Here is a 26,993-nt window from a genome sequence, read left to right as displayed (position 1 = left end):
TGGGTGCCCGAGGCGGAGTCCGAGGAGGACGCCGGTGAGGACATGCCGCTCTCTTTGCGGCTGTCGATAGCGGACACCCTCACTCTCGGCAATGCCACGTGCGGATTCATGGCGGTGTACTTCACCACCACCGGAATCCTCATCCCGCACCTCACGGGCAGCGACGAGAGCGGCATGGCCCGGCACTCCGCGGCCACCGCCGTGATCCTCATGCTGCTGGCAGCGGTGTTCGACCTCTTCGACGGGCTCGTGGCACGCAAGCTGCGCTCCTCGCCGATGGGCGCCGAGCTGGACAACCTCTCGGACCTGATCAGCTTCGGACTCGCCCCGGCGTACTTCGTCCTCGTCTACGGCATGGTCGCGGACGACGCACACCAGCGGGTGTCGGCGCTGGCGGCGATCGTGGTGCTGCTGGCGGTGGTGCTCAGACTTGCCAGATTCTCCTGCGTGACCATGAAGGACGGCATGTTCCAGGGCATGCCGAGCCCCTTCGGAGCGCTCACGGTCGTCTCGATCGTGCTCCTGGAGCTGCCCTTCGTACCGACGCTGCTCGCGATCATCGGAGTGGCGTGGCTGATGGTCAGCCGGGTCGAGTACCCGAAGCCGCGGGGAGTTCTCGCGGTGGCGATGCTCTGCTGGATCGTGGCGGCGATGGGACTGCTCGCCGCGTGGGCGTTCGAAGCCCCCGGCGGTCAGCTGCTCCTGCAGACCGGCTGCGCGCTGCAGGTGGTCCTGGGAGCGGTCATCCCGCTCTTCGCGACGGCCCGGCGGGTGAACACCTTCCGCGGCAACCGGCGCGAGGCCCGGGCGGCCCAGCTGCCGTAGGGCCGGAACAACGGAACACGCAGAACACGCGAGAGGGCCCCGGGTGCTCCCCAGCACCCGGGGCCCTCTCGCGTATCCGGCCCTCTCGCGTATCCGCCGGTCGGTCGGGGCCGGTGGCTCTCAGCCGGGTACGAGTACGGCTGCCCCGTTCACCCGGTCCGCCGCCAGGTCGGCCAGCGCCTGGTCGGCCCTGCTGAGCGGGTAGGGGCTCACCGTGACCCGGATGCCCACGCGCCCCGCCAGTGCAAGGAATTCGCGGCCGTCCTCGCGAGTGTTCGAGGTGACGCTGCGCAGATTGCGCTCCTGGAACAGGTGACGCTGATAGTTCAGCACCGGAACGTCCGACAGATGGATTCCGGCGATGGCCAGCGTGCCGGACCGGTCCAGTGCCTCCAACGCCACCGGCACCAGGTCGCCGACGGGTGCGAACAGGATCGCCGAGTCCAGGGGTTCCGGCGGGCGGTCGTAGGCGCCGCCCGCCGACGCGGCCCCCAGGTCGAGCGCGAGCTCGCGCGCCCGCGCCGAGCGGGTCAGCACGTGAACGGTGGCACCCTCGGCGAGGGCGACCTGGGCGGCGAGGTGGGCGGACGCGCCGAAGCCGTAGATGCCCAGCCGCCCGCCCTCGGGCAGCGCGCTGCGCCTGAGTGCCCGGTATCCGATGATGCCCGCGCAGAGGAGCGGGGCGAGCCGGGCGGCGTCCTGGTCGTCCGGGAGCCGGTAGGCGTACGCCCCCGGAACCAGCGCGGTGTCGGCGAAGCCGCCGTCCGCGTCCCACCCCGTGTAGACGGACCGCGGGCAGAGGTTCTCCCGGCCGCCCCGGCAGTACCGGCAGCTCCCGCACGTACCGCGCAGCCAGGCCCCACCGACCCGGTCGCCGACGCGGAAGAGACCGGACCCGTCGCCCAGGGCCGCCACCCGGCCGACGATCTCGTGGCCGGGGACGGTGAACGGACGGTGTGGCGGGAGATCGCCCTCGGCCAGGTGGAGATCCGTACGACAGACGCCGCACGCTTCCACGCTCAGCAGCAGCTCCCCGGGGCCGGGAGCCGGCACGCCGCGCCGTACGCGCGCCAACGGCCCGGTGCCGATCGGACCGGGTGTCTGAACGGCCCAGCCTGTGTGCCCGGCCGGGGCCGGCTCGGGGACGGTCACATATCCAGCGTGCGGCGACGCGAGCGCGGAGGCAACCGGCTTCGACCGCGTGCACCGGGACGTGCCACACCGCCGCCGTGCCGCACCCCGGCCGTGCTGCGCCCGCCGTCGGGAGGGCTAAGGTTTCACCAGGGGCGCACCCACCAGCGCGGGAACGTCATGCACCGACACCGCAGGGCACCGGACAGCACCCAGGAGCTCCTGGTCACCCTCGGGCGCCTGGTCGATCAGGCGCTGGAGAAGATCAGGATCGAGCGGTCCCGGGCGGAGCTGGGCATGGAGTTGCAGCGGCACATGCTCCCGGCCGGACTGCCCGACTTCCCGGGCATCCGGATCGCGGCCCGCTACTCGCCCTCGCAGGACGGTCTGGCTGTCGGCGGTGACTTCTACGACGCGTTCCCGATGCGGGACGGGGTCGCCGGCATCGCCATCGGTGACGTGCAGGGGCACGGGGTGGAGGCCGCCGCGTTCATGGGTGAGGCCCGGGCCAGTCTCCGGGCCCTCGCCAGCGTCACGGACGACCCCGGACAGGTACTCGCCTGCGCCAACGATTTGCTGATCTCGTTGGGCGGCGACCTGTTCACGACCTGTTGCCTGCTGAGCATCGCCCCGCAGAGCGGTGCGCTTTCCGTCGCCCGGGCCGGACACGTCCCGATCATCTGGGGCACCGACGACGGCGATTCGGGCATCTCCCTGGACGTCGGAGGCGTTCCCCTGGGGATACTGCCCCGCCAGCAGTATCCCGTGACCCGCCGGAGGATGAAACGGTCCGGATTTCTGGTCCTGGTGACCGACGGGGTCGTGGAAGGACCGGCCTACCCGATCGACGAGGGACTGGCCGCGGTGTCCGCGCTGGTCGGCACGGCGGCCGCGGCAGATCCCGCCGAGCTCGCCGCACGGGTGATCCGGGTGGCGGACCTGACCGGTCATGATGACGACGCCGCTGTCCTCGTCATCCGCTACGACGGTGCGCCGGGCACCGGTTAGCCGGATGCGCCTCGTCCGTCCGATGCGCGGGTGTGGCGTCGGCGTGGCTCCGGCGTGCCAGAGCGGCCGGGGCACCCGGGTGTGGTGTCTGATGCTGCTGTGGTGGACAGCGCAGAGCTCCGGCGGCACACGGCCACGGTCCTCACGCTCCTGGCGGTGGCCGTCTGCTACTACACGACGGCCCGCCTGGGGCTGCTCCAGCAGCTGGTGCGCGGCCAGGTCACACCGCTGTGGCCACCGACCGGGATCGCGGTCGCGGCCCTGCTCGTGTTCGGTCTGCGCGTCTGGCCCGGGATCGCGCTCGGCGCCCTCGCGGCCAACGTGTTCATCGGGCCTTCCGCCCTGCCCGTACTGATCATCGCGGTGGGAAACACCCTGGCACCGATCTGCTCCTGCCTGATGCTGCGCCGGGCCGGCTTCCGCGACGACCTCGACCGCTTACGGGATGCGCTGGCCCTGGTCTTCCTCGGTGCGCTGGGCGGCATGCTGATCAGCGCGACCGTCGGCAGCGGCATCCTGCTCCTGTCGGGGGCCCTCCCGGCCGGGGGCTTCTGGCCGACCTGGTCGGTCTGGTGGACGGGCGACGCCATGGGCGTCATGGTCGTCACGCCGTTCCTTCTCGTCCTGCGCAGGGCCCGGCTGCCGCACGGTGCCGGCCTGCCCCGCTGCGCCGAGGCGGTCGCGCTGGTGGTGTGTACGACGACCGTCACCCTGCTGGTGACCGACACCTCCCACGCCTCGCTCCTCTTCCTCGTGTTCCCTTTCCTGATCTGGGCCGCGTTCCGCTTCGAACGGACGGGCGCCGCGTGCTGCGCACTGGGTGTGTCCGTGTTCGTGATCCTCGCCGCCGGACGGAGCACCGGCCCCTTCGCCCACCACGGCCTCCTCACCAACATGATCACGCTCCAGGCGTTCAACGGAGCGGTCTCACTCACCGCTCTACTCCTCGCGGCGGTGATCACCGAGCGGAAGCGCACATATCAGGAAATCAAGCGGCTCTGCGAGCAACTCTCCGAGAAGGTGACCCGACTCGACACCTGATTCACTCCATCGGTCGTGCGACGCGTGCGCGGACCCCCGTTCGGCAGCAGGCTGAGGGGCGACGGCACCGCGACGAGGGTTACCGGACGCCGAGACTTTCGGGCGACCGGTCGCCGTAAGAGGTGGAGCCATGCCCCGTGTGTCAGCGAATGTCCATGTGTCCCGCCCCGCCGACGAGATCTTCTCGTTCCTACGGGATCCGCGGAATCTGGCCGTGTGGTCATCGAGCATAGATCACGTGATCGAGGGACCCATCACCGCGGAACTCGGCGACGAGTACACCTGCAAGTTCCCGGGCAGGCGGCGGGCGCACCGCCTCACGTGCACCGCGAGCGCACCGGTCGAGTACCTGGCGTTCCGCGGTGCGTGCATGTGGACACCGTTGGGGCGCCACTCGCCGGAACTGGAGTTCCGGCTGAGTCCCGGCCGACGGGGAACGATGGTCACCGTATCGGTCAAGCCGCATCTGGACGGCGGCATGATCATCCTTGCCCCGTTCGTGACGATGGCGTGGCGTCGTGACCTGCCGGCCGAGCTGCGGATCCTGGCGGAGTTGCTCACCGACGGGGAGTGTCCTGAAGCGGACACGAGTGATGGTCAGGGGGCCGAGCCGCCCGTGGGGTGACGCGGTGGGGGACCATGCGTGGTCCGTCCTCACCAGACGCGAGTCCTGGATCGCCGGACGGACGCGAGTGGTCGATCGTCGGACGAGCGCGAGTCCTGGATCGCCGGACGGGCCTGGTCTGCCGTCCCGTCCGGCGATCCACGGTCGTAACCGGGGGCGTACTACAGCAGGAAGTCGCGCGCGATCGCCTCGGACGCCCGCTCCAGCAGCGGTCCCGCCTGGGCCATGGAGACCGCGGGATCCGGTTCCAGGTCCGCGAGGGCGTACGCGCGGCTGATGCCCGCGCCCGTCAGGGCCTCCGGAGGCAGGGCGAGGCGGCCGCAGACCGCCACGACCTCGATGCCCGCGGCGCGGGCGGCCGCGGCCACGCCCGCCGGGGCCTTGCCGTGGAGGGTCTGCTCGTCCAGCGAGCCCTCGCCGGTGATCACCAACGTGGCTCGTGCCAGCGCGGGGGCGAAGCCGAGGACGTCGAGCATGACCTCGATGCCGGGGCGGAACCGGGCGCCGAGGGCGACCAGCGCCCCGTAGCCGATGCCGCCCGCCGCCCCTGCTCCGGGCAGCCGGGCCTGGTCCGGGCCCAGGACGGACGCGTAGTGGGCGAGCGCGGCGTCGAGCACCGCGATGTCGTCCTCGGTCGCGCCCTTCTGCCGGCCGTAGACCTCGGGGGCGCCCTTCGGGCCCGTCAGCGGGTTGTCCACGTCGCTGGCGAGGATCAGGTCGACGTCGGCCATGCGCGGGTCGAGGCCGGACAGGTCCGCCTCGGCCAGGTCGGCGAGGCCACCACCCCCCGGACCGACCGGCTTGCCGTCCGCGTCCAGGAAACGGGCGCCCAGCGCGGCCAGCATCCCGGCACCGCCGTCCGTGGTCGCGCTCCCGCCGACGCCGAACACGATCGTGCGGGCGCCCGCGTCGAGCGCCACGGCCAGCAGTTCGCCGGAGCCGTACGTCGTGGCCGTGAGCGGGGCGAACACCCCGGCGGGAAGGTGCTGGAGGCCCGAGGCCTCGGCCATCTCCACCACGGCGGTGGTGTCGCGCAGCGCGTACGCCGCGGTCACCGGATCCCCGAGCGGCCCGGTCACCCGCGCCTCGTGGCGCTCGAACCCGGCGGCCACCGCTGCCGCCACCGTGCCGTCGCCGCCGTCCGCCACGGGCAGCGTCTCGACCCGCACCCCGGGCACGACGCGCCGCAGCCCGGCCGTCACCCGCTCCGCGACCTGTACGGCCGTGAGCGAGCCCTTGAACTTGTCCGCTGCGACGAGCACGCGTGCGGTCTCCATCACTGCTCCGTCCGCCACCTTGCATCCCTTGCTTTCGAACAGGCAGTCGCGCCGCCCCCGACCCTATCGACAGCGCATACCCCTGCCCAGAGCCGTCTCACGCCGGCACCGCCCGCACTACGCTGCCCGCGTGACCACCACTGATTACGCCACCTACATCGCGGGGCTCCCCCGGGTCCTGGCCGCCGCGGCCACCGTGTTCCGGGACGTCCACGGGCGAGTGCTGCTCGTCGAGCCGAACTACCGGGACGGCTGGGCGCTGCCCGGCGGGACCGTCGAATCCGACGAGGGCGAGAGCCCTCGTCAGGCCGCGCGACGCGAGACGGCCGAGGAGATCGGGCTCGACCGGAAGCCGGGACGACTGCTCGCGGTCGACTGGGCACGCGGCCCGGCACGGCCGCCGATCGCCGCGTATCTGTACGACGGCGGAGTCCTGGACGAGGCGGAGTTGAAGACGATCCGGCTGCGGGAGGAGGAGCTCCTGTCCTGGGAACTGGTCGAACCCGACGACCTCGACCACTATCTGCTCGGCGGTCTCGCGCTGCGGCTGAAGGCGGCGCTGGACGCGCTCGATTCCGGTGGCGGCGCGGTGGAGCTGGAGGACGGCCGACCGGTGAACGGCTGACCAGTTTCGGCCCGCCCGGGGACGGCTGACCTGTAGACCCGCCCGGTGGAGGGCTGACCCATCGGCCGACAAGGGCACCAAGCCGGGCTTCCCCAACTATTCGATTTTCGCGCTGGACGGCGCGAAGGAGCCGGTACGCGGCTCCGTCCGCGGGCAGCAGAGGCCGGATCGCGCCTCGCGGTTGCCGGTCGGCGCTGCGTAGGCTCGTGCCATGACTCTCGTCGCGATCCTCAGCGGCGCCGGCATCTCCACGGACTCCGGCATCCCCGACTACCGCGGCCCGGGCGGGCTCTGGCGCAAGGATCCGGAGGCCGAGAAGCTCGTCACGTACGACTTCTACATGGCCGATCCGGAGATCCGCCGCCGCTCCTGGCAAATGCGCCGCACGAGTGCGACCTGGGGCGCCGAGCCGAATGCGGCCCACCGCGCGGTGGCGGAGCTGGAGCGGTCCGGCGCCCCGGTGCGGGTGCTCACGCAGAACGTCGACGGTCTGCATCAGCTTGCCGGCCTCCCCGCCCGCAAGGTCCTCGAACTGCACGGGACCGCGCGCGAGACGGTCTGCACCCGCTGCCACGCCCGCGCGCCGATGGCCGAGGCCCTGGCCCGCGTCGAGGCGGGCGAGGCCGACCCGCCGTGCACGGTCTGCGGCGGCATCCTGAAGTCGGCGACGGTCATGTTCGGTGAGCGGCTCGATCCGGTGGTGCTGGGCGAGGCGATGTCGATCGCCAAGGCCTGCGAGGTGTTCATCGCGGTCGGTACGACGCTGCAGGTGCAGCCCGCCGCGTCGCTGGCCGGAACCGCGGTGGACAACGGGGCGCGGCTGATCGTGGTGAACGCGCAGCCCACGCCGTACGACGAACTGGCCGAGGAGATCATCCGCGAGCCCATCGGCACGGCGCTCCCCGCGTTGCTGGAGCGGCTGGGCGCGGCCCCCGACCCCGCTCCCTGATCCGGCCTGATCCAAACGAAAGATCCTAGTGGCCGAGTTCCCGCCGTACGCGGCGCGAGGGGCGGAAGGTGTACAGGTCGAGGATCTCGGGCGCGTCCGCCAGGCCCGGGCCGCCCGCGCCGACCCAGGCTGCGATGTCCTTCACGGCGTCCGGGTCGTTGACCAGCCCGAGCCAGACCGGGCGGCCGCCCGCCCCGCGCCCCTCAGCGGAGGGCTGTACGACGACGACGTCGGCCTGCTCGCAGGCGTCCAGGCACTCCACGGCGCGGACCGTGGCGGTCTCGCCGAGCGAGCGGCGCAGTTCGGCGAGCAGGCCGGCGTGGTCGACGTCCGGGACCTTCGCCGTCCCGCAGCAGCAGCCTCGGCAGACACTGACGGTGGGCCGGGGCATACCCCGGGCCGGGGCGGCCTTGCGGGTGCGGCGGCTCATACGGGAACGCCTCCGGTGTCGGCGCGGATGATCACCGTGGGACTGTACCGATACCTGCCACCCGGTCGAACACCTGCCCTCCCCCGTCGGCCGGTGGGGTAATGTTGAGGGCTGCGAAGGGGAGTAGCCCCGCAAACCGGTCGTCGACACACTGGAGCCCTCGGGTTCCCGGTGGCCGGGCCTGTAGATCCTTACGGGCGGGCGAGACCTTCGGTCAGGTATGACACGCCCGCGCCCCGTGGGCGCTGACGTCATGCCGGGCCGAGTGGTCCTCCGAAAAGCCCGAGTGGCGCTTCGCGAAGGTCCCGGGGCCCGGCTCTCACAGAAAGCCACCCGGAATGCACCTCGACCCTCTGGCGATTCTCACCGCCTTCGGGCTGATCTTCCTCGCGGAGCTCCCGGACAAGACGATGTTCGCGTCGCTTGCCATGGGCACCCGTATGCGACCGCTGTATGTCTGGTTCGGTACGTCGTCCGCGTTCATCGTGCACGTCGCCATCGCCGTCGGGGCGGGCAGCCTGATCGGGCTGCTGCCCGACTGGATCGTCAAGCTCGTCTCGGCGTCCCTCTTCGCGTTCGGGGCGTTCATGCTGCTGCGCAACGGCGGCGGCGATGACGAGGAGGAGGGCACCACGAGGACGGTGACCGGCTTCTGGCCGGTCTACTCGACCGCGTTCATGGCGGTCTTCATCAGCGAGTGGGGCGACCTCACCCAGATCACGACGGCCAATCTGGCCGCGAGCAACGGCACCTGGTCCACGGCGATCGGGTCTGCCGCCGCCCTGATGTCCGTCTCGGCGCTGGCGCTGCTGGCAGGGCAGTTCATCGCGAAGCGGGTGCCGCTGAAGACGGTTCAGCGGATCGGTGGGATCTGCATGCTGGGGCTGGCGATCTGGACCGTTGTGGAGATCTTCGTCTGACGTCTGTGCCGCTGCGGGTCGCGGCGTTGTTCCTGCTGCCGCGGCACGGCCGTGAAGGACGGGCTCGCATCTCCCAGGCCCGTCCTTCGCGTTTTCTCGACGTGTTCGTTCGGCGGTGTCAGAAGAGCACCGGTGTGTCGTCCTGCGTGCCGCTCTCGAAGGCCAGTAGCCGCTGCTTGCGGTCGAGCCCGCCGCCGTAACCGGTGAGGCTGCCCGAGGCACCGATGACGCGGTGGCACGGAACGATGATGCCCACCGGGTTCTTGCCGTTGGCGAGGCCCACCGCACGCGAGGCGCCCGATGTGCCGAGGAGCTCGGCCAGTTCGCCGTACGAGCGGGTCTCGCCGTACGGAATCAGCCGGAGCTGCTCCCAGACGCTGCGCTGGAACGGGGTGCCGTCGAGGTGCAACGGCAGGTCGAACTCGCGCAGTTCACCGGCGAAATACGCGTCGAGCTGGCGGATCGTCTCCGTGAAGGGGCGCGGGTCGGGCTCCCCGAAGGTCTCCTCGGGTGGGCGGTGCCGTTGGCCGGTCATGTAGAGGCCCGCGAGGACGCCGTCGGTGGCGACGAGGGTGAGCGGACCGTACGGACTGTCGACGACCGTGTGCTGCCGGGTCGCCGTACGGGTATGCGTCGCGGTCATGGGTGATCTTTCCCAACGTACTTATACGGGCAGGTGGTTGATGGGGTGATCGTCCACGGTCCAGAGGTACTGAACCGCGTAGGCCCGCCAAGGACGCCAGGCCGCCGCGCGGGCGGTGAGCCTTGCGGGGGTCGACGGGAGGCCGAGCTCCTCGGCCGCGCGCCGGATACCGAGGTCGGTGGGGAGGAAGGCGTCCGGGTCGCCGAGCGCCCGCATCGCGATCACCTCGACGGTCCAGGGGCCGAAGCCGGGCAGAGCGGCCAGTTCGGACCGGGCCTTCTCCCAGTCCGTGTCGGTGCCGAGTCGCAGCGTGCCGTCGGCGAGTGCGCCGACGAGGGTGGTGAGGGTGGTGCGGCGGCTGCCGGGCAGGGCGAGCTGTTCGGGGTCGAGCCCGGCGAGGGCCTCGGGGGCCGGGAAGAGATGGGTGAGGCCGCCCTCCGGGTCGTCGACGGGGACACCGTGCGCGGTGACCAGCCGGGCCGCGTGGGTGCGGGCGGCAGCGGTCGAGACCTGCTGTCCGAGCACGGCCCGTACGGCGAATTCCGCACCGTCGACGGTGCGTGGCACCCGTCGGCCGGGCGCCTTGTCGACCAGGGGGGCGAGCAGCGGATCGGCGCGCAACCGGTCGTCGACGGCCACCGGGTCGGCGTCCAGGTCGAGCAGCCAGCGGCAGCGGCTGATCGCGAGGGTGAGGTCGCGCGGATCGGTGAGGAGGAGCCGGCAGGCGATGTAATCGGGGTGCGGGGCGAGGGCGACGATGCCGTGCCCGTACCGGAGGGTGAGTGTGCGGCGGTAGGCGCCGTCGCGCCACTCCTCGACGGCGGGGACCGCGGTCGCGGCGAGGTGGCCGAAGAGGTTCGTCGGGTTGAGCGGGGCCCGGTACGGCAGCCGCAGCACTATCACTCCGGGCGTGGGCGATGGCGCCGCGGACCGGGTGGCGCGGCTGCGCAGCTCGCCCGGGGCGAGCGCGAAGACCTCACGGACGGTGTCGTTGAAGGTGCGGATCGAGGAGAACCCGGCGGCGAACGCGACCTCGGCCATGGGCAGCCCGGTCGTCTCGATCAGCAGCCGCGCGGTCTGCGCGCGCTGCGCCCGGGCCAGGGCGAGCGGACCGGCACCCAGCTCGGCAAGCAACTGACGCTCGATCTGCCGGGAGGAGTAACCGAGCCGGGCCGCGAGACCGGGCACGCCCTCGCGGTCGACGACACCGTCCCGGATGAGTCGCATCGCACGGGCGACGGAGTCGGCGCGGGCGTTCCACTCCGGGGAGCCGGGGCTGGTGTCGGGCCGGCACCGCTTGCAGGCCCGGAACCCGGCCTGCTGGCAGGCGGCGGCGCTGGGGTAGAAGGTCATGTTCTCGGCCTTGGGCGGCACGACGGGGCAGCTGGGACGGCAGTAGATCCGGGTGGTCAGGACCGCTGTGAAGAACCATCCGTCGAAGCGGGCGTCCTTGGACCGGACGGCTCGCACGCAGCGCTCGGTGTCGGTGTGCATGGTTCAAGCATCGACCACCGGGCACCTGGGGGCTCGCGAAAATCCGACATCAACCTCGCGCTGCCAGAGTCTCTTCGAATTCCCAGCGAACCGACGACTCGGCAACCGATCCTGAGCAGAATGATCAATAGGTTGCCCCGAGACCGCGAGGACATCGCCTCCGGACGGACGTACCTCACTTGGTCGAGTCACATCAGATGGTTGCGGCCACCCGTGTCACCGCGCCACCACTGAGAAGCGCGCGGATGCCGCTCCGCCTCCTCACAGCTGCGATGCCCCGGATTTCGTCACCGCCCCGCGCCCCTGCGCAGCTCCTCCCGGATCAGGCACGGACCACTCGCATACAGCACGGCGAGACGAATGCGCAGCTCATCGCCGTCCCGCCGGGCAGGATCGTGGACGAGGCGTGAACCGGGCGGCGAGCGCTCCGCGTTCCAGGCGCCAGGCGTCCGGCAGCGAGGACCGCCTCGGCGCCGCCGGCACCTGACTTCCTGTCGAGGCATGTCCGAGACCGCGAGGTCATTGCCTCCGGACGGACGTACCGGGTGGCAGCCCGACGGTGGAGAGCTAAGACTGAGGCAGCGGTTTCGGATCCGGACAACAGATCCCGACCTCGTGATTTCCGGACCACTCGCTCCGGCCATCGAAAGCGCGAGCACAGGGCGGCGACCGTAATGGCTGCGGCGCCCGAACGTTCCTCAAGGAGCTCCCATGGAGGAGAAATCTCTCGACGTCCTGACGCCAGGGCCGGATGAACCCGCGATCGATTTACGCGAGTACCCCAACCCGGAGAACGACATCGAGAAAGACCTCGCCGAGGTGCTGGCTGACGTCATGCGCGTCGAACGGGTGTCGATCGACAGCCATTTCTTCGATGACCTCGGCGCCAATTCATTGGTGATGGCTCACTTCTGCGCACGTGTCAGGAAGCGGGCGGACCTTCCCTCGGCGTCGATGAAGGACATCTACCGGCACCCCACGATTCGCAGCCTGGCGACGGGGCTCGCGAACGCCGCGCCCGTCGAGTCGTCGGTCCCGGCGCCGGCCGAGGTGGTGACCCCGGTCGCCACCGCGCGGTACGCCTTCTGCGGAACCCTGCAGTTCGTGCTCTTCCTGGGATACTCCTTCTGCGCCGGATTTGTTGCCGACCGAGGCTACGCATGGGTCTCCGCCGCGTCGGGTGTGATCGACATCTACCTGCGGTCGTTCGTCTTCGGAAGCGTCGCCTTCATCGCTCTGTGCACCTTCCCCATCGCGGCCAAATGGCTCCTCATCGGCCGGTGGAAATCGCGCGAGTTTCCGGTCTGGGGTCTGACCTATCTGCGCTTCTGGACCGTCAAGGTGCTGATCCACGCCAACCCGATGATCTTCTTCGTCGGCAATCCCTTGTACGTGCTGTACCTGCGAGCGCTGGGCGCGCGGATCGGCAAAGGGGTCACGATCCTCTCCCGCAGCGTTCCGGCCTGCCCCGATCTGTTCACGGTCGGGGCCGGCACGGTGATCCGCAAAGACTCGTTCTTCCTCTGTTACCGGGCGCACGCCGGCCGTATCCAGACCGGCCGGGTCACCCTCGGCCGGGACGTGTTCATCGGCGAGAAGACCGTGCTCGACATCGACACGTCGATGGGCGACGGGGCTCAACTCGGCCACACGTCCACGCTGTACAGCGGTCAGGCGGTCCCGGACGGTCAGCGCTGGCACGGGTCCCCGGCACAGCTCACGCAGCACGACTACCTGAGGATCGGGCCGGCCCCATGCGGCACGCTGCGCCGGGCCGGATTCGGTCTCATCACCGTGCTTCAGTTGTTCTTCCTCTACGTGCCACTGACTGTCGGGGGCGCGTACATGCTGGTGACCCAGGTTCCGGCGCTGCACAACCGGCTGAGCCGGAGCACGGTGGACCTCACATCGTCGGCTCTCTACATCGACGCGCTGATCCTTTCCCTGCTGCTGTTCTTCGGCTTCGTCGTCGTGGGCCTGGCCGTGATGTTCACCGTTCCCCGCCTGCTGAACCTGGTCGTCAAGCCGGACAAGGTCTATCCGCTGTACGGGTTTCATTACTCGGCGCACCGGGCGATCGGGCGCATGACCAACATCAAGTTCTTCACATGGCTGTTCGGTGACAGCTCCTACATCGTCCACTACTTGCGCGGCATCGGATACGACTTGTCCCGGGTCGAGCAGACCGGGTCGAACTTCGGCACGGAAGTACAACACGAGACCCCGTTTCTGTGCTCGGTCGGAAGCGGGACGATGGTCGCCGACGGGCTCTCCATCATCAACGCCGACTATTCGAGCACGTCCTTCCGGGTGTCCCGGGCCTCGATCGGGTCAAACAACTTCCTCGGGAACAACATCGCCTATCCCTCGGGGGCCAGGACGGGCAAGAACTGTCTCCTCGCTACGAAGGTAATGGTTCCGCTCGAAGGCGAGGTGCGCGAGGGGGTGGGCCTGCTCGGCTCGCCGTGCTTCGAGATTCCCCGGTCGGTCGAGCGCGATTCCCGGTTCGACCATCTGCGCACCGGCGACGAGTTGCGCCGCAACCTCGCCGCGAAGAACCGCTACAACACCCGCTCGATGGTCTTCTTCCTGCTCGTGCGGTGGCTGCACTTCTTCGTGCTCACGATGCTCGGCCTGGCGAACGCCGAGCTGTACGACTCCTACGGGCATGTGATGATCGCCGCGTTCCTGGTGCTCAGCCTCGGGTTCACCGCCCTCTACTTCGTAGTGGTGGAACGCGGCATCGCGGCATTCCGCGCGCTGCAACCGCAGTTGTGTTCCATCTACGAGCCGTACTTCTGGTGGCACGAGCGCCTCTGGAAGGTGCCCGACCACTACCTCGACATCTTCAACGGCACCCCTTTCAAGAACGTGATCTGGCGGATGCTGGGGGTTCGGATCGGCAGCAGGGTCTTCGATGACGGCTGCTATTTGACGGAGCGGTCGCTCACCACCATCGGGAACGACTGCACGCTCAATGCGGGAAGCAAGATCCAGTGCCACTCGCAGGAGGACGGCACCTTCAAATCCGATCGCAGCACCCTCGACGCAGGCTGCACCCTCGGTGTGGGAGCCCATGTCCATTACGGCGTGACGATGGGCACCGGCGCGGTGCTCGCACCCGACTCCTTCCTCATGAAAGGCGAGGAGGTCCCCGAGCACGCACGCTGGGGAGGAAATCCCGCCACGGAGATGCGAGTCGCCCCTCATCAGCCCGAGGCGCTGACGCGGAAGGGATAGCAGCGCCGCCCTTGTCGGCGCTGAACAGCACGATGGCGAAGGCGAATGGAGAGGGACGACCAGATGGGAATGCAAGCGCAGGCCGACCGGGAGTTCTGGCGCGCTGTGCTCGTCGCCGGTGGATTCACCGAAATTCCGCGGTGGACGCTCAATCCGGTGAAGGGCGTCGGTCAGCACGAGACGCCGATCCCGGACGACGTCGTGGCGGCGTTGGACCGGCTGGCCAAGGACCTGGCAGTGCCGCGCGACTCGGTGCTGCTGGCGGCGCACGCCAAGGTACTCGCCGCGCTGTCCGGCGAGCGCGAGATCGCGACCGGTTACGTCACCGTGGAGGGCGGCCGGCCGCTGCCCTGCCGGCTGACGACCGAGCCCGAATCGTGGCGGACGCTGCTGCTGGACACCCATCGGGTCGCGTCGGATCTGCTGTCGCGCAAGGACTTCCCGGTGGATGAGCTCAGGTCCGAACTGGGCCTGGCCGAACCGTCGATCGAGGCCGTGTTCGATCCGCACGGCGTGGGCGGCGAAGTCGCCGGTAACACCATGCTGTGGGTGGGATTTTCGCAACGCGACGGCCACCTCGTGCTGCGGCTGCGGTATCGGACCGACGCGCTCGACGAGGACTGCGCAGTCAGGATCGCCGGATACCACCTCACCGCGCTCGCGCTGATCGTCGCCGATCCGGACGCCGGACACGGGCGCCAGAGCCTGCTCGCCGCCGAGGAACTCCACTTCCAGCTCGAAGAGCTCGCCGGTCCACGCCGGGAACTGCCGGACCACCGGTTCCACGAACTGTTCGAGCAGCGGGTGGCGGCACACCCGGACGCCGTCGCCGCGGTGCACGGGGAGCAGCAACTGACGTATCGAGAACTCAACGCGCGCGCCAACCGGGTGGGACGAGCCCTGCTGGCGCGGGGGCTGCGCCCCGAGGGTGTCGTCGCGGTGGTGACCGAACGCAACCTGGACTGGATGGCCGCCGTCCTCGCGGTCTTCAAGGCCGGCGGCGTATACCTGCCCATCGAGCCGCATTTCCCGGCCGAGCGCCTCGCGACCATGCTCTCCCGTGCCGCGTGCGGGCTCGTGCTGACCGAACCCGGCAGCACCGCCACGCTCGACCAGGCCCTCGACTCGCTGTCCGGGGTCCGGAAGCTCTTCGTCGGCGCAGCCTACGAGGAAGACCACGCCGACGACGATCTGGGTCTCCACGTCGCACCGGACCAACTCGCCTACATCTACTTCACCTCCGGCTCCACAGGTGAGCCCAAGGGCGCGATGTGCGAGCACGCGGGCATGCTGAACCACCTCTACGCCAAGATCGACGACCTGCAGATCGGCGAGGGACAGGTGGTCGCCCAGACCGCACCCCAGTGCTTCGACATCTCGCTGTGGCAACTGGTGTCCGGGCTCCTGGTCGGGGGGCGGACTCTGCTGGTGGAGCAGGAGGTGATCCTGAACGTCCAGCGGTTCGTCGACAAGATCGTCGGCGGCCGGGTCGGCGTCCTCCAGGTCGTACCCTCCTACTTGGACGTGGTCGTGTCCTGGCTGAAGCAGCACCCCCGCGAACTGCCGGATCTGCGGTGCGTGTCGGTCACCGGCGAGGCGCTGAAGAAGGAGCTCGTGCAGCGCTGGTTCGCCGCCCAGCCCGGTATCAAGCTGGTCAACGCCTACGGGCTGACCGAGACCTCGGACGACACCAACCACGAGGTCATGGACCATGTGCCCGACGGAGACCGGGTCCTGCTGGGTCCCGCGGTCAACAACGTGCACGTCTACGTCGTCGACGAGCACCTGACCCCGGTGCCGCTCGGCGCCCCCGGTCTGATCGTCTTCTCCGGCGTATGCGTCGGCCGCGGATACGTCAACGACCCCGAGCGCACCCGGCAGGCCTACCTGGCCGATCCGCACCGTGAGGGCGCCCGGCTCTACCGGGGCGGCGACTACGGCCGCTGGACGCCCGAGGGCAAGCTGGAGTTCCTCGGCCGCCGCGATACCCAGGTGAAGATCCGTGGCTTCCGGATCGAGATCGGCGAGATCGAGAACACCCTGTTGCAGGTGCCCGGTGTTCGTGACGGTGCGGTCGTGGTCGCCGAGCGAGCCGACCTCAGCAAGCACCTGGTGGCCTTCTACTCCGGTCGGCGACCGCTCGAGACCGACGTCCTGCTGGACCGGCTCGGTGAGTCGCTGCCCCCGTACATGGTCCCGTCGGCCTTCCACTGGCGGGAGGCTCTGCCACTGACGGCCAACAGCAAGATCGACAGAAGGACTCTGCAGGCACTCGCCGGAGAACTCGACGTCGTCCGGGACGACTTCCGCGCGCCGGACACGCCGACGGAACAGCAGCTGGCGGCCGCATGGGCGAAGGTGCTCGGCATCCCGCAGAACCGGATCGGACGGCGGGACCACTTCTTCGACCGGGGCGGCACGTCGCTGTCGGCAGTGAAGCTGGCCATCGTCCTGGACCGTGCGGTGTCCCTCAAGGACGTCACCCGTCACCCGGTCCTCGCCGATCTGGCCGGGCTGGTCGACGGCAGATCCGAACGGCGTGCCGGGCTGCTTCAGCCGCTGTCGGAATCGGACGGTACGCAGACCGCAGCCCTGGTGTGCTTCCCCTACGCCGGCGGCAACGCGGTGAACTTCCAGCCGATGGCCAGGGCGCTGCCGGACGGTGGACCGGCGGTCTACGCCGTCGAGCTGCCCGGTCACGACGTGGCCGCCGAGAGCGAGCCACTCGCGCCGATGACACAGGTGGTCGAGCAGGTCGTCGACGAGATCACCGGGCGTGGCCTGACCAGGGTCCTGCTGTGGGGCCACTCCTCGGGCACCGCGTTGGCAGTGGAGACGGCCAGAAAGCTGCAGGAGCGCGGGGTGGACGTCCAACGGGTGTTCCTCGGCGCGCAACTGCTCGGTGACGCCGACGTCCGGCGCGCCACCATCACCGAGCTGACCGGGCGGAGCAACGCCGAGATCGCCGCGAACCTGAGCACGGACGGCGGCTACACCGCGCTCGGTGAGCTGGGTGCGCAGCACGCCGAGCACGTCGGCGCCGCCTACCGGCACGACTGCGTGTCCGCACACGACTACTTCGCCGACGCCCTGGAGCGCCCGCCTGCGCAGAGGCTCTCCGCGCCGGTCACCGTGGTCGTTGCCGCGGACGACCCGAGCACGGCGGAGTACCCGCGCCGGTACCGCGACTGGCAGCTTCTGGCCGGGCAGGTCGACCTGCACGAGCTCGCCGACGGCGGCCACTACTTCCTGCGTACCCGTCCGGCCGAGGCGGCAAAGGCCGTGCTGCACGCCGCCGAATTGTTCGCTTCTTCCTGAGTGTCAACCGAAAGGAGATCGAGATGTCGTTCACATCCACGGCGTCGCTGGTCGACGTGAAACTGGAATCCGGCAGACCCCCACGGCTGCGGGCCGAGGCCACCGGCTCCGCGCCGACCTGGGCGGCCGAGCACCGGGACACGCTGCGCGCGGTCGTCGCCGAGCACGGTTCGGTCCTGGTCCGCGGCCTCGGTCTGCGTGACGCGGCCGAGACCGGAGCCGTCTTCTCAGAACTGGCCACCGGCCTGATGACCGAGCAGGAGGCCTTCGCGCCCCGGCAGACCTACTCGGACGGGGTGTACTCCTCGTCGAAGTGGCCGTCGAACCAGCCGATGTGCATGCACCACGAACTGAGCTACACGCTTGAGTTCCCCGGCCTGATGATGTTCGCCTGTCTCAGCGCGCCCACCGACGGCGGGGCGACCGCGGTGGCCGACTCACCGACCGTGCTCGACGCGCTGCCCACCGAGTTGACCGAGCGGTTCGAGCGCGAGGGCTGGCTGCTCACCCGCAGCTACAACGACGAGATCGGCGCGTCCGTCGCCGAGGCCTTCGGCACCGAGGACCGGACCGCCGTCGAGCGCTACTGCCGCGCCAACGCGATCACGTTCGAGTGGCAGCCCGACGGTGGACTGCGCACCAGACAGCGCCGCAGCGCCGTGGTGCGCCACCCGGTCACCGGCCGGCGCTGTTGGTTCAACCAGATCGCCTTCCTCAACGAGTGGACGATGGCCCCCGAGGTGCACGAGTACCTGGTGGACGTCTACGGCGCCGACGGGCTGCCGTTCAACACCCGCTTCGGTAACGGCGACCCGATCGGCGAGGACGTCGTACAGCTGCTCAACAGCGTCTACGAGGCGAACACCGTACGCGAACCGTGGCAGGCCGGCGACCTGATGCTCGTCGACAACGTCCGCACCGCGCACAGCAGGGAGCCCTTCGAGGGACCGCGCGAGGTGCTCGTCGCCATGGCCGAACCGGTGCGTCTGGCCGACTGCTCGCCGACCGTAGAGGTGACCGCGCAATGACCGTCGTCGATTCCACCGCGAGAGAGTCCGCAAGCGTCGCACCGGTCACCGTGCCACCGTTCGCGGTGATCTCCGGTGCCCAGGTCCGGCGCACGCTGCACGGATGCGAGAAGCGGATCACGGAGTTGGTCGAGGCCACCTACCGGGCGCACGGCGCCGGTGATTCGGTGAACCCGCCGTCGTACTTCCTGCGTTTCCCCGACCGCCCGTCCTCCCGGATCATCGCGCTGCCCGCATCGATCGGCGGGGAGACACGGGTGGACGGCCTGAAGTGGATCTCCAGCTTCCCGAAGAACGTGACGGCCGGCATCCCAAGGGCATCGGCCGTGCTGATCCTCAACGACCATGACACCGGCTACCCGTTCGCCTGTCTGGAGAGTTCGATCATCAGCGCCACCCGGACGGCCGCGTCGGCGGCGTCGGCGGCCGACTGGCTCAGCCGCGACCGGCCGCGACCGGCGCGCGTCGGGTTCTTCGGGGTGGGCTTGATCGCCCGCTACATCCACAACTTCCTGATCGGCACCGGCTGGTCGTTCGACGAGATCGGCGTGCACGACCTGTCCGCCGACAGCGCGGCAGGCTTCCGGTGCTACCTGGAGCAGTCGGACACCACCGGACGAATCACCGTGCACGACAGCGCCGAGCAGCTGATCCGAAACAGCGACCTGGTCGTCTTCGCCACGGTCGCCGGTCAACCGCACGTCAGTGACCTGTCATGGTTCGCACACAATCCGCTGGTGCTGCATGTGTCGCTGCGCGACCTCGCGCCGGAGATCCTGCTCGCCTCGACCAACATCGTCGATGACGTCGAGCACTGCCTCAAGGCCGACACGTCGCCGCACCTGGCCGAGCAGCTCACGGGCAACCGGGACTTCCTGCACGGCACGTTGGACGACGTGATGGCCGGGCGGGTGACGGTGCCGACGGACCGGCCTGTGGTGTTCTCGCCCTTCGGCCTCGGGGTGCTCGACCTCGCGGTGGGCAAGTACGTGTACACCGAAGTGGCCCGCTGCGGAGAGTTGCACGTCGTCGACGACTTCTTCCACGAACTGAGCCGGTACGGATGAGCCGGCCGAGAGCCGAGAAGGCTCCTTCAGGACTGATCCCAGGAGAGACCACCGGTCACGTCGCAGCATGTCCTGACGCACGAGACAGCGGCCGGTGACGCAGGGCCCCGACCCGACTGGTGGGACACGGGGTCTCGCCCGCACAAGCGAGGAGCCCGCACACAGCCGGATGGAAGTTCCGGAAGTGCTCTGCTCCAGACAGAGGAGAACATCGTGCCTGTCATTTCCGCTCCCTACGCCTTCAACGTAGAGGATCTCTATGTCGACCTCCGGTCGTTCCTCGGGCACTCGCTCTTCCTGAAGTGCGAGGGCTTCAACTTCGCCGGCTCGATCAAGTTGAAGGCCGCGACCGAGATGGTGGAGGCCGCTGAGCGGGATGGAATTCTGACTCCGGAATCGATCCTGGTCGAGTCCTCGTCCGGAAACCTCGGCGTGGCGCTGAGCGTGGTCGCGGCGAGTAAGGGCTACCGGTTCCTGTGTGTGACGGACTCCCGCGGCAATCTGTCGAACAGAATGATGATGGAGGCATTGGGCAGCCAGGTGCACGTGATCGCCGAACAGGGGGCCGACGGCGGCTTTCTCGGCGCGCGGCTCGAGTACGTCCGCGCGCTGTGCGCCTCCGACGAGCGGTATGTGTGGCTCAGCCAGTACACCAATCCGAACAACTGGAAGGCCCACTACCGCACGACCGCGCCGGAGATCGCCCGTCAGTTCCCGCGGCTGGACGTGCTGTTCGTCGGAGCCGGCACCACCGGGACCCTGATGGGCTGTGCGCGCTACTTCCGGGGATGGCACCGGCCGGTGCGGATCATCGCGGTGGACAGCGTCGGCTCGGTGTCCTTCGGCGGTTCTCCGGGCCGCCGGATGATTCCCGGTCTGGGCATGAGCATGCGCCCGCCGCTGCTCGACGAGTCCTATGTCGACGAGGTGATTCGGGTCGAGGAGGCGGACACCATACGCGCCTGCCATCGCCTGGCCAGGCGCGGATTCCTGTTCGGCGGCTCCACCGGCACGGTGATCAGCGGCGCAACGGACTGGTTGGCCCGGCATGACGCGCGCGAACTCACCGCAGTGGCCATCAGCCCGGACCCCGGCGAGCGCTACCTCGACACGATCTACCAGACCAACTGGCTGCAGGATCTCTACGGCGAGGACGTGCTCGACTCCGTCAAGGAGGCCGCCGATTCCTGGGCAACCGCCCCCTCGCCGGCGACACCGTGCGGCAGGCTGCCGGACCTTGCGGACCGGCAGCCGCAATGCCAATCCGCACCGGCTCCGGGTTCGTAACGACCTCACCCGCGATAGGGAGCGGATCAGCGAGCGGCATCATGCGGCTTCGAATCCAAGGCGGAGGAGGGAAGCGACGCGAGGGGGCCCTCCCGCGCGACCAGGTTCGAGCGTGGGAGAGTCGTTGACCGACGACAACGCCGGAGGCGGAGTCGCATGACGCCGGGAGCCCGCTCTCCATCGCGGGTGAGGCCTGTCCGCCTCGGCCGCTCGGGGCCGATCCGGTCGGGCGCGACGCTCGGGATCCCTGTATCGCTGACGCTTCCGAGGAGCGGTGTTGAGCCATTCGTGTTGTGATCGATGACGCAGGAGCAACGCTGTCGGAACGGGAGGAAATCATGGCTGAGAAGCTGCGAGCGCGAGACATCATGTCCGCCGGCGTGCAGTGCGTCGGTGCACACCAGTCGCTGTTCGACGTGGCGAAGATGATGCGCGATCTGAACGTCGGTTGCCTGCCCATCTGCGGCGACAACAACAAGCTCACAGGCTTGATCACCGACCGTGACATCGTCGTCAAGTGCTGTGCCGAGGGCGTCGACCCGGCAACCGTGCAGGCCGGATCGCTCAAGGCCAAGGTGCACTGGATCGATGCCGAAGCGGACGCCGGCGATGTCCTGACGACCATGGAGGAACACCAGATCAAGCGGCTGCCGGTGATCGACGTCCAGGGCGGCCACCGTCTGGTCGGCATGATCACGGAGGCGAATCTTGCGAAGAATCTGAGCGACGAACAGATCGCCGAGTTCGCGAGCCGCGTATACGCGAGTGCCGGGGTGTCCGGCCGTTCGGCGGACTGAGGCGTCTCGCCGAACCCGAAGGAGCCCGGACAGGTTGTGATCTGTGCTGTCCGGCGGGGCGAGAGAGCCCCATCGTGTCGGTGTGACGATAGCGGCGCGGCCAGGCATGGCGCACGCGTTGCCGGGACTTCGGGGGTACTGGAGCGGTACTGCCGGCCATCGGCGGCGTGGGCCACCGGCTCATGCGCGCCGGCGCGGTGGGTCCGCGAAGTACTCCCCTCCGCGGACGGCCGCGCGTACCCTGGCACGTATGACGACGGGGGATGAGCTGCTCCTGCTCGCGATAGTCCCGGGCTGGCGGCGCATACGGATACGGGGCGGGGACCGGCTCCGGTTCGCCCTGCGGGCCTCGGAGTTGGCGGATCTGGGCCTGGCCGGACGGATCGCCGTCGGCCGTCGGCGGATCGAGGTGGTGGACTCCCGGCCCGTCGAGGACCGCCGCCTGAGCAATGTCCTGCACACGCTCGGCGCGGCTGCTCCCCCGCCCGGCATCGAGGACTGGCTGCGCCGGACACCGCGCTCCCTGACCATCGAGTACCTCTCCCGGCTGCAGGACCAGAAGGCGGTCCGTGTACGTCGGTGGCGCGACTCCAGCGGCCGTACCCGCCACGACATCCTCTCCGTGGACCTGCCGCGCCGCCGGGCGCTGCTGACCCGCCTCGACAGCGTGGTCCGCTCCGGCTCCGCAACGTCCACCGCCGACCGCGACCTCTCTCTCGCCGCGCTCGTCCAGGCCGCGCGCCTCGCCCCTGCGGCCTATCCAGGACTGCGTGGCATCACCGACCGCCGCCGTATGGCCGCCCTCGCCGCAACCGGCCGTCTCGCCCCCGCAACCGGCGAAGCGGCCCCGGTCGCCGACGAGGAACTCGCTGCGGCACTGACCACCGGCGCCGACATCCTCACCCGCCAACTCCTCGGCGAGCTCAGTGACCTCTACGCCGACCTCACCACTGGCGGCCACGGCCTCGGCCACGACCTGGACGCGGGCAGCTGGTCCGAGGGCGGCGCAGGCGGCACCGGCCACCACGGCGGCTGGTGACACCGACAGCCGGGAGTCGCACGGCCGTTGGCCGAGCCCGCAGGCCCATCGCACCGCGGCGGTCGGATACGCCCGGGCGCCGGTGCGCCGGCTGCCTCGGGTTCGGGGACTCGGGCCGAGCACTTGCTTCAGCTGCGTATATACGTCAGCCGACCTGCGCGACGAACGCCTCGTAGGTCTGGTCGTCGAAGAGGACGAACCTGACTTCCTCGACGGCTGTGTGAGCCGCCCGCACCGCCGCCACGGCGATACGCGCGGCATCCTCCAGCGGCCACCCGTACGCGCCGGCCGAAATAGCCGGGAAGGCGACGGTCTTCGCACCGAGCTCGTCGGCGACGCGCAGGGACTCGATGTAGCAGGACGCCAGCAGGGACGGATCACTGCCGGAAATCCCGTACACCGGGCCCACGGTGTGGACCACCCATCGGGCGTCGAGCTTTCCGGCGGTCGTGGCGACGGCCTGGCCGGTGCGCAGGCCCTTTCCGTACTGCGAGGCGCGCAGCTCCCGGCAGGCGGCGAGGATCTCCGGGCCACCGCGCCGGTGGATCGCTCCGTCGACCCCGCCGCCGCCGAGCAGCGAGGAGTTCGCCGCGTTGACGATGACATCGGCGGACTGCTGGGTGATGTCTCCGCGTACCAGGGTGACGGTGACGGACTCGGGTGTGCGCATGCGGCCCATGATGCCGTGTCACCGTCGGCGGGACTGCCCGTGGCACCCCGGAGGCGCCGTGGGGCTTTGGCCGTGCCCTGCGCGCTCCCGACGAGCCGCGCCGCTCAGGCCGCCCGCAGCCGCCTCCAGACCGCCTTCGCCGCGTGGTGGCCGGACATGCCGTGCACGCCCGGTCCGGGCGGGGTGGCCGAGGAGCACAGGAACACCGCCGGATGCGCCGTCGCGTACGGGACGCGTGCGAGCTTGGGCCGGATCACCGTCTGGAGGCCGGAGAACGCGCCGCACGCGATGTCGCCGCCGACGTAATTGGCGTTGCGCGCCGCGAGTTGGGGCGGCCCGGCGACCGCTCGGGCGAGCACCAGATCACGGAAGCCGGGAGCGAAGCGCTCCAGCTGCCGTTCGATGACGTCGGTGGCGTCGCCCTCCCAGCCCGCCGGGACGTGTCCGTACGCCCAGAAGACGTGCCGGCCCTCGGGTGCGCGCGACGGATCGATCAGGCTGGGCTGGGCGGTGATCAGGAACGGCACGCTCGGGTCGCGGCCCGCCACCGCGGCGCTCAGCGCGGCGTCGATCTCGCGGGCCGTGGGGCCGACGTGGACCGTTCCGGCCCTGCGGGCCTCCTTCGCGGTCCAGGGGACGGGGCCCGAGAGCGCGTAATCGATCTTGAAGCAGGACGCCCCGTACCGATAGCCGCGGTACGCGTGGCCCAGCCCCGCGATGCGCGCGAGGGCGGTCGGCGAGGTGTCGAAGACGTAGGCGCGGGCGGGCGGGAGTTCGTCGAGGCGTTTGACCTCCGTACCGGTACGGATCGTGCCGCCCTGTTCGCGTATGTACGAGGCGAGGGCGTCGGAGATGGCCTGCGATCCGCCGCGCGGCACCGGCCAGCCCTTCTCGTGCGCGGCGAGGGCGAAGAGCAGGGCGATGCCGCCGGTGCCCACGCCGCTGACGGGCGCTATGGCATGGGCGCCGAGCCCGGCGAACAGACCGCGCGCCTTCGCACCGCGGAAGCGGCGGGAGAGCAGCGTCGCGGGCTGGAGCGCGTCGAGTCCGAAGCGCACCCAGCGGTATGGGTCGCGGGGCAGCCCGTCCCACGGGGTGCGGAGAAAGTCCTCCGCGAGGGTGTCCCAGTGGCCGATGAACGGGGCGACGAGCCTGCGGTACGCCCCGGCGTCCCCGGCACCGAGCGACATGGCGCTCTCCCCCACCGAGCCGGTGAGCACGGCGGCCGATCCGTCCGGGAACGGGTGGGCGAGCGCCAGCTCGGGCTGGAGCCACTCCAGGCCGTGCCGTTCGAGCGGCATCCTGGCGAACGCGGGCGAGCCGATGCCCAGCGGGTGGACGGCGGAACAGGGGTCGTGGCGGAAGCCGGGGAGGGTGAGCTCTTCGGTACGGGCACCGCCTCCTACGGTGTCGCCCGCCTCGAAGACCTCCACGGCGAAGCCGCGGCGGGCCAGCTCGGCCGCGGCGGTCAGTCCGTTGGGCCCCGCCCCCACGATGACAGCATCAAGCATCGACGGCACCTTCGGACTCCTTCGTCAGCCGACGGCCAGGACACCCAGGATATTCCGAGGCACGGACAGTGCGGTCGCGGGTAGGTTCGCCCCCGATGAATACACCGAACTCCCGGCCCGCGCCCACAAGCCCCGACGCGCGCGTTCCCGCCCGTATCGCGGACATGGCCACCCGCCTCGGCGCGCTGCCCGGCATCCGGGCCGTCGTCCTGGGCGGCAGCCGGGCCCGTGGCACCCATCGCCCGGACTCCGACTGGGATCTGGGCCTGTACTACCGGGGTACCCCCGACCTGGCCGCGCTGACCGCGCTGGCGTCCGAAGTACAGGGCTCTCCGGCCGAGGTCGCGGGTCCCGGCAGCTGGGGTCCGTGGGTCGACGGCGGGGCGTGGCTGCGGGTGGACGGCGTCCCGGTGGACTGGATCCTGCGCGATCTGGACCGGGTCGAGGCGGTCTGGGCGGACTGCCGCGAGGGACGCTACGAAGTGGGCGTGCAGCCGGGACATCCGCTCGGGTTCTGGTCGCCCGCGTATCCCGGAGAGGTCGCGCTCGGCCGCGTACTCGCTGACCCCCGGGGCGAGTTGACGGCGCTTCAGCGGGAAACTCGTACCTATCCGGAGCCGCTGCGCACCGCGCTCGCCGAAGCTGCGTGGGAAGCCGGCTTCTCGGTGGACGCCGCCCGCAAGTCGGCCCCCACCGGTGACACGCTCCATGTCGCCCTGTGCCTGTCGCGGGCGTTCGGCATCCTCGCGCAGTCCCTCCACGCCCACCACCGCACCTGGTGCCTCAACGAGAAGGGTGCGTCGGCCGCGGCGGCCACCCTGCCGGACACACCGGTGGGCTTCGCCGGACGGATCGACTCGACGCTGCGAGGGCTGGACGCAGCGGCGGTGGAGCGGGCCGCTGAGCTGGTACGGGACGTACGGTCGGCGCTCGCTGCGGGCGTCGCGGAGAGCGGGGGTCGACTGTGATCGCCCGACTGCAGTGCGTGTTCGGGCGTGGCAGCGGGGCGGTCAGGCGCCGTCGCGCAGTGCCTGAAGGACGCGTTCGGCGGTCGCCTCGTCGCGGGCCGCCGTGAACGGCAGGGCGTTGCCGCCGGTGATGCGGAACGGGGCGCCGGAGAGCGTGGCCTGCGCGCCGCCCGCCTCGGTGACCAGGAGCAGCCCTGCCGCGTGGTCCCAGGCGTACTCCCAGTTGAAGGCGATCGCGTCCTGGTCGCCGCGAGCGACGGCGAGGTACTCGAGGCCCGCCGAACCACAGGGGCGGGCGTCGATGCCGTCGGTGCGCAGGCCGAGCAGGGCGCGCTTCTGCTCATCGGTGGTGTAGTCGGGGTGCGACATCGCCACCCTCAGAACGGCGCCGGGCGCGGGCGAGCCGGACCGTATCGGCTTGCCGTCGAGCGTGGCGCCGCGGCCGCGGACCGCGATCGCCATCTCGTCCAGGGCGGCGGCGTACGTCCACGAGGCGAGGAGTTCGCCGTGGTGGGCGAGGGCGACCAGGGTGCAGAAGCCCGGTTCGCCGCGGGCGAACTGGCGGGTGCCGTCGACCGGGTCGACGATCCACACCGGCGCGTCGCCGCCCAGGGCGTCGTACACCTTCGGATCGGCGTGGACCGCCTCCTCGCCCACGACCACCGAGCCGGGCAGGAGCCGGGACAGGGCGGCGGTGAGGTGTTCCTCGGCAAGGCGGTCGGCGGTGGTGACAAGGTCGTGCGGGCCGTTCTTCTCGACTATCTCGTGCGCGGCGAGCCGGCGGTAGCGGGGCATGATCTCGGCGGCGGCTGCTGCGCGGACCGCCGTCTCGACGTCGGTCAGGTCCCCGGCAAGGAATTCATCGATCATGCCCCCAGCCAATCACGGCCCGCCGGGGAGCCGACGACCTGGTCATGACGGGGAGGTGGCCGGTCGGCGTCCGACCGCGTACCCCTGCATGACCGGGAAGCGGCCGGTCAGCGTCCGACCGCGTACCCCTGCATGTGCCGCGCGGGTTCGCCGCCGCGGAGAACACTCCGGTCTCCGGGGCGCGGGCCACGGCGCACAGCCGCCCCTCGGACCACGGGGCGCCCACGGTG

23 protein-coding genes are annotated in these 26,993 nt (G+C 70.3%); 15 read left to right on the top strand and 8 right to left on the bottom strand.

Annotation, left to right across the window (positions count from 1 at the left end; all coding sequences use genetic code 11):
• Window positions 1-3 precede the first annotated feature (3 nt).
• Entirely contained in the window at window positions 4-825 is an 822-nt protein-coding gene (pssA, locus tag OG936_RS30365; protein WP_406500669.1) for a CDP-diacylglycerol--serine O-phosphatidyltransferase, read from the top strand.
• Between the two features lie 120 nt (window positions 826-945).
• Here pssA and OG936_RS30360 read toward each other — a convergent pair whose 3' ends face one another.
• Entirely contained in the window at window positions 946-1,977 is a 1,032-nt protein-coding gene (locus OG936_RS30360) for a zinc-binding alcohol dehydrogenase family protein (RefSeq protein ID WP_406499028.1), read from the bottom strand.
• Between the two features lie 159 nt (window positions 1,978-2,136).
• On the opposite strand from OG936_RS30360, the gene OG936_RS30355 reads away from it, so the two are divergent.
• The 3 genes from OG936_RS30355 (at window position 2,137) to OG936_RS30345 (ending at window position 4,630) form a co-directional block, all read left to right on the top strand.
• A complete protein-coding gene (locus OG936_RS30355) occupies window positions 2,137-2,964 on the top strand; it encodes a PP2C family protein-serine/threonine phosphatase (protein WP_406499027.1) in 828 nt (275 codons plus the stop codon).
• A 102-nt stretch (window positions 2,965-3,066) separates the two neighbouring features.
• Window positions 3,067-4,005: an MASE1 domain-containing protein gene (locus OG936_RS30350; RefSeq protein WP_406499025.1), complete on the top strand. Its 939-nt coding sequence runs from the start codon at window positions 3,067-3,069 to the stop codon at window positions 4,003-4,005.
• A 130-nt stretch (window positions 4,006-4,135) separates the two neighbouring features.
• Window positions 4,136-4,630: an SRPBCC family protein gene (locus OG936_RS30345; RefSeq protein WP_406499023.1), complete on the top strand. Its 495-nt coding sequence runs from the start codon at window positions 4,136-4,138 to the stop codon at window positions 4,628-4,630.
• Between the two features lie 161 nt (window positions 4,631-4,791).
• Here the strand turns inward: OG936_RS30345 and OG936_RS30340 are convergent, their stop codons facing one another.
• On the bottom strand, window positions 4,792-5,907 hold the full coding sequence (locus OG936_RS30340; protein ID WP_406499021.1) for a glycerate kinase: 1,116 nt from the start codon (window positions 5,905-5,907) through the stop codon (window positions 4,792-4,794).
• Window positions 5,908-6,037: 130 nt separating this feature from the next.
• On the opposite strand from OG936_RS30340, the gene OG936_RS30335 reads away from it, so the two are divergent.
• On the top strand, window positions 6,038-6,532 hold the full coding sequence (locus tag OG936_RS30335; protein WP_406499019.1) for an NUDIX domain-containing protein: 495 nt from the start codon (window positions 6,038-6,040) through the stop codon (window positions 6,530-6,532).
• Window positions 6,533-6,743: 211 nt separating this feature from the next.
• The gene (locus OG936_RS30330) at window positions 6,744-7,481 is read left to right on the top strand and encodes an SIR2 family NAD-dependent protein deacylase (RefSeq protein ID WP_406499017.1); all 738 of its coding nucleotides are present in this window, start codon (window positions 6,744-6,746) and stop codon (window positions 7,479-7,481) included.
• 25 nt (window positions 7,482-7,506) lie between these two features.
• Here OG936_RS30330 and OG936_RS30325 read toward each other — a convergent pair whose 3' ends face one another.
• The gene (locus OG936_RS30325) at window positions 7,507-7,911 is read right to left on the bottom strand and encodes a (2Fe-2S) ferredoxin domain-containing protein (RefSeq protein WP_406499016.1); all 405 of its coding nucleotides are present in this window, start codon (window positions 7,909-7,911) and stop codon (window positions 7,507-7,509) included.
• A 338-nt stretch (window positions 7,912-8,249) separates the two neighbouring features.
• Between OG936_RS30325 and OG936_RS30320 the strand changes: the two genes are divergently transcribed.
• The gene (locus tag OG936_RS30320; protein ID WP_266749944.1) at window positions 8,250-8,831 is read left to right on the top strand and encodes a TMEM165/GDT1 family protein; all 582 of its coding nucleotides are present in this window, start codon (window positions 8,250-8,252) and stop codon (window positions 8,829-8,831) included.
• 118 nt (window positions 8,832-8,949) lie between these two features.
• On the opposite strand, the gene OG936_RS30315 is transcribed toward OG936_RS30320, so the two are convergent.
• Both OG936_RS30315 and OG936_RS30310 read right to left on the bottom strand, forming a co-directional pair.
• On the bottom strand, window positions 8,950-9,474 hold the full coding sequence (locus OG936_RS30315) for a methylated-DNA--[protein]-cysteine S-methyltransferase (RefSeq protein ID WP_383760070.1): 525 nt from the start codon (window positions 9,472-9,474) through the stop codon (window positions 8,950-8,952).
• A 21-nt stretch (window positions 9,475-9,495) separates the two neighbouring features.
• Window positions 9,496-10,968 (bottom strand): AlkA N-terminal domain-containing protein, encoded by a 1,473-nt coding sequence (locus tag OG936_RS30310; RefSeq protein WP_406499014.1) that lies wholly within the window; start codon window positions 10,966-10,968, stop codon window positions 9,496-9,498.
• Between the two features lie 711 nt (window positions 10,969-11,679).
• On the opposite strand from OG936_RS30310, the gene OG936_RS30305 reads away from it, so the two are divergent.
• The 7 genes from OG936_RS30305 (at window position 11,680) to OG936_RS30275 (ending at window position 22,744) form a co-directional block, all read left to right on the top strand.
• Entirely contained in the window at window positions 11,680-14,208 is a 2,529-nt protein-coding gene (locus OG936_RS30305) for a Pls/PosA family non-ribosomal peptide synthetase (RefSeq protein WP_406499012.1), read from the top strand.
• Window positions 14,209-14,271: 63 nt separating this feature from the next.
• Complete coding sequence (locus OG936_RS30300; RefSeq protein ID WP_406499011.1) at window positions 14,272-17,526, top strand: non-ribosomal peptide synthetase; 3,255 nt, start codon at window positions 14,272-14,274, stop codon at window positions 17,524-17,526.
• 23 nt (window positions 17,527-17,549) lie between these two features.
• Entirely contained in the window at window positions 17,550-18,554 is a 1,005-nt protein-coding gene (locus OG936_RS30295) for a TauD/TfdA family dioxygenase (RefSeq protein ID WP_406499009.1), read from the top strand.
• Complete coding sequence (gene sbnB, locus OG936_RS30290) at window positions 18,551-19,621, top strand: 2,3-diaminopropionate biosynthesis protein SbnB (RefSeq protein ID WP_406499008.1); 1,071 nt, start codon at window positions 18,551-18,553, stop codon at window positions 19,619-19,621. Before OG936_RS30295 ends, sbnB begins: the two co-directional genes overlap by 4 nt.
• Before the next feature lie 213 nt (window positions 19,622-19,834).
• The gene (gene sbnA, locus OG936_RS30285; protein WP_406499006.1) at window positions 19,835-20,908 is read left to right on the top strand and encodes a 2,3-diaminopropionate biosynthesis protein SbnA; all 1,074 of its coding nucleotides are present in this window, start codon (window positions 19,835-19,837) and stop codon (window positions 20,906-20,908) included.
• 338 nt (window positions 20,909-21,246) lie between these two features.
• Window positions 21,247-21,705 carry a CBS domain-containing protein gene (locus OG936_RS30280; protein ID WP_383760139.1) on the top strand — a complete coding sequence of 153 codons (459 nt, stop codon included), beginning with the start codon at window positions 21,247-21,249 and terminating at the stop codon, window positions 21,703-21,705.
• A 250-nt stretch (window positions 21,706-21,955) separates the two neighbouring features.
• Window positions 21,956-22,744 (top strand): GPP34 family phosphoprotein, encoded by a 789-nt coding sequence (locus OG936_RS30275; RefSeq protein WP_406499003.1) that lies wholly within the window; start codon window positions 21,956-21,958, stop codon window positions 22,742-22,744.
• A gap of 145 nt (window positions 22,745-22,889) precedes the next feature.
• On the opposite strand, the gene OG936_RS30270 is transcribed toward OG936_RS30275, so the two are convergent.
• Complete coding sequence (locus tag OG936_RS30270) at window positions 22,890-23,414, bottom strand: O-acetyl-ADP-ribose deacetylase (protein ID WP_406499001.1); 525 nt, start codon at window positions 23,412-23,414, stop codon at window positions 22,890-22,892.
• Window positions 23,415-23,518: 104 nt separating this feature from the next.
• A complete protein-coding gene (locus OG936_RS30265; protein ID WP_383760043.1) occupies window positions 23,519-24,934 on the bottom strand; it encodes a phytoene desaturase family protein in 1,416 nt (471 codons plus the stop codon).
• Between the two features lie 155 nt (window positions 24,935-25,089).
• Between OG936_RS30265 and OG936_RS30260 the strand changes: the two genes are divergently transcribed.
• Window positions 25,090-25,893: a nucleotidyltransferase domain-containing protein gene (locus OG936_RS30260; protein WP_406500667.1), complete on the top strand. Its 804-nt coding sequence runs from the start codon at window positions 25,090-25,092 to the stop codon at window positions 25,891-25,893.
• Between the two features lie 42 nt (window positions 25,894-25,935).
• On the opposite strand, the gene OG936_RS30255 is transcribed toward OG936_RS30260, so the two are convergent.
• The gene (locus OG936_RS30255; RefSeq protein WP_406498999.1) at window positions 25,936-26,763 is read right to left on the bottom strand and encodes an inositol monophosphatase family protein; all 828 of its coding nucleotides are present in this window, start codon (window positions 26,761-26,763) and stop codon (window positions 25,936-25,938) included.
• Between the last annotated feature and the right edge of the window lie 230 nt (window positions 26,764-26,993).

It is taken from the genome of Streptomyces sp. NBC_00846 (assembly GCF_045207325.1).
Lineage (GTDB): Bacteria > Actinomycetota > Actinomycetes > Streptomycetales > Streptomycetaceae > Streptomyces.
Note: the sequence above shows the minus strand (reverse complement) of the source record. Positions and strands in the feature narration are given on the sequence as shown.

What these genes read in the sequence shown, in the direction of transcription:
- OG936_RS30315 (WP_383760070.1), bottom strand. Translation starts at nt 9,474, where the DNA reads ATGACCGCGACGCATACCCGTACGGCGACCCGGCAGCACACGGTCGTC.
- OG936_RS30260 (WP_406500667.1), top strand. Translation starts at nt 25,090, where the DNA reads ATGGCCACCCGCCTCGGCGCGCTGCCCGGCATCCGGGCCGTCGTCCTG.
- OG936_RS30295 (WP_406499009.1), top strand. Translation starts at nt 17,550, where the DNA reads ATGTCGTTCACATCCACGGCGTCGCTGGTCGACGTGAAACTGGAATCC.
- OG936_RS30330 (WP_406499017.1), top strand. Translation starts at nt 6,744, where the DNA reads ATGACTCTCGTCGCGATCCTCAGCGGCGCCGGCATCTCCACGGACTCC.
- sbnB (WP_406499008.1), top strand. Translation starts at nt 18,551, where the DNA reads ATGACCGTCGTCGATTCCACCGCGAGAGAGTCCGCAAGCGTCGCACCG.
- OG936_RS30270 (WP_406499001.1), bottom strand. Translation starts at nt 23,414, where the DNA reads ATGCGCACACCCGAGTCCGTCACCGTCACCCTGGTACGCGGAGACATC.
- OG936_RS30255 (WP_406498999.1), bottom strand. Translation starts at nt 26,763, where the DNA reads ATGATCGATGAATTCCTTGCCGGGGACCTGACCGACGTCGAGACGGCG.
- OG936_RS30345 (WP_406499023.1), top strand. Translation starts at nt 4,136, where the DNA reads ATGCCCCGTGTGTCAGCGAATGTCCATGTGTCCCGCCCCGCCGACGAG.
- OG936_RS30355 (WP_406499027.1), top strand. Translation starts at nt 2,137, where the DNA reads ATGCACCGACACCGCAGGGCACCGGACAGCACCCAGGAGCTCCTGGTC.
- OG936_RS30320 (WP_266749944.1), top strand. Translation starts at nt 8,250, where the DNA reads ATGCACCTCGACCCTCTGGCGATTCTCACCGCCTTCGGGCTGATCTTC.
- OG936_RS30300 (WP_406499011.1), top strand. Translation starts at nt 14,272, where the DNA reads ATGGGAATGCAAGCGCAGGCCGACCGGGAGTTCTGGCGCGCTGTGCTC.
- OG936_RS30325 (WP_406499016.1), bottom strand. Translation starts at nt 7,911, where the DNA reads ATGAGCCGCCGCACCCGCAAGGCCGCCCCGGCCCGGGGTATGCCCCGG.
- OG936_RS30340 (WP_406499021.1), bottom strand. Translation starts at nt 5,907, where the DNA reads ATGGAGACCGCACGCGTGCTCGTCGCAGCGGACAAGTTCAAGGGCTCG.
- OG936_RS30305 (WP_406499012.1), top strand. Translation starts at nt 11,680, where the DNA reads ATGGAGGAGAAATCTCTCGACGTCCTGACGCCAGGGCCGGATGAACCC.
- OG936_RS30310 (WP_406499014.1), bottom strand. Translation starts at nt 10,968, where the DNA reads ATGCACACCGACACCGAGCGCTGCGTGCGAGCCGTCCGGTCCAAGGAC.
- OG936_RS30280 (WP_383760139.1), top strand. Translation starts at nt 21,247, where the DNA reads ATGGCTGAGAAGCTGCGAGCGCGAGACATCATGTCCGCCGGCGTGCAG.
- OG936_RS30275 (WP_406499003.1), top strand. Translation starts at nt 21,956, where the DNA reads ATGACGACGGGGGATGAGCTGCTCCTGCTCGCGATAGTCCCGGGCTGG.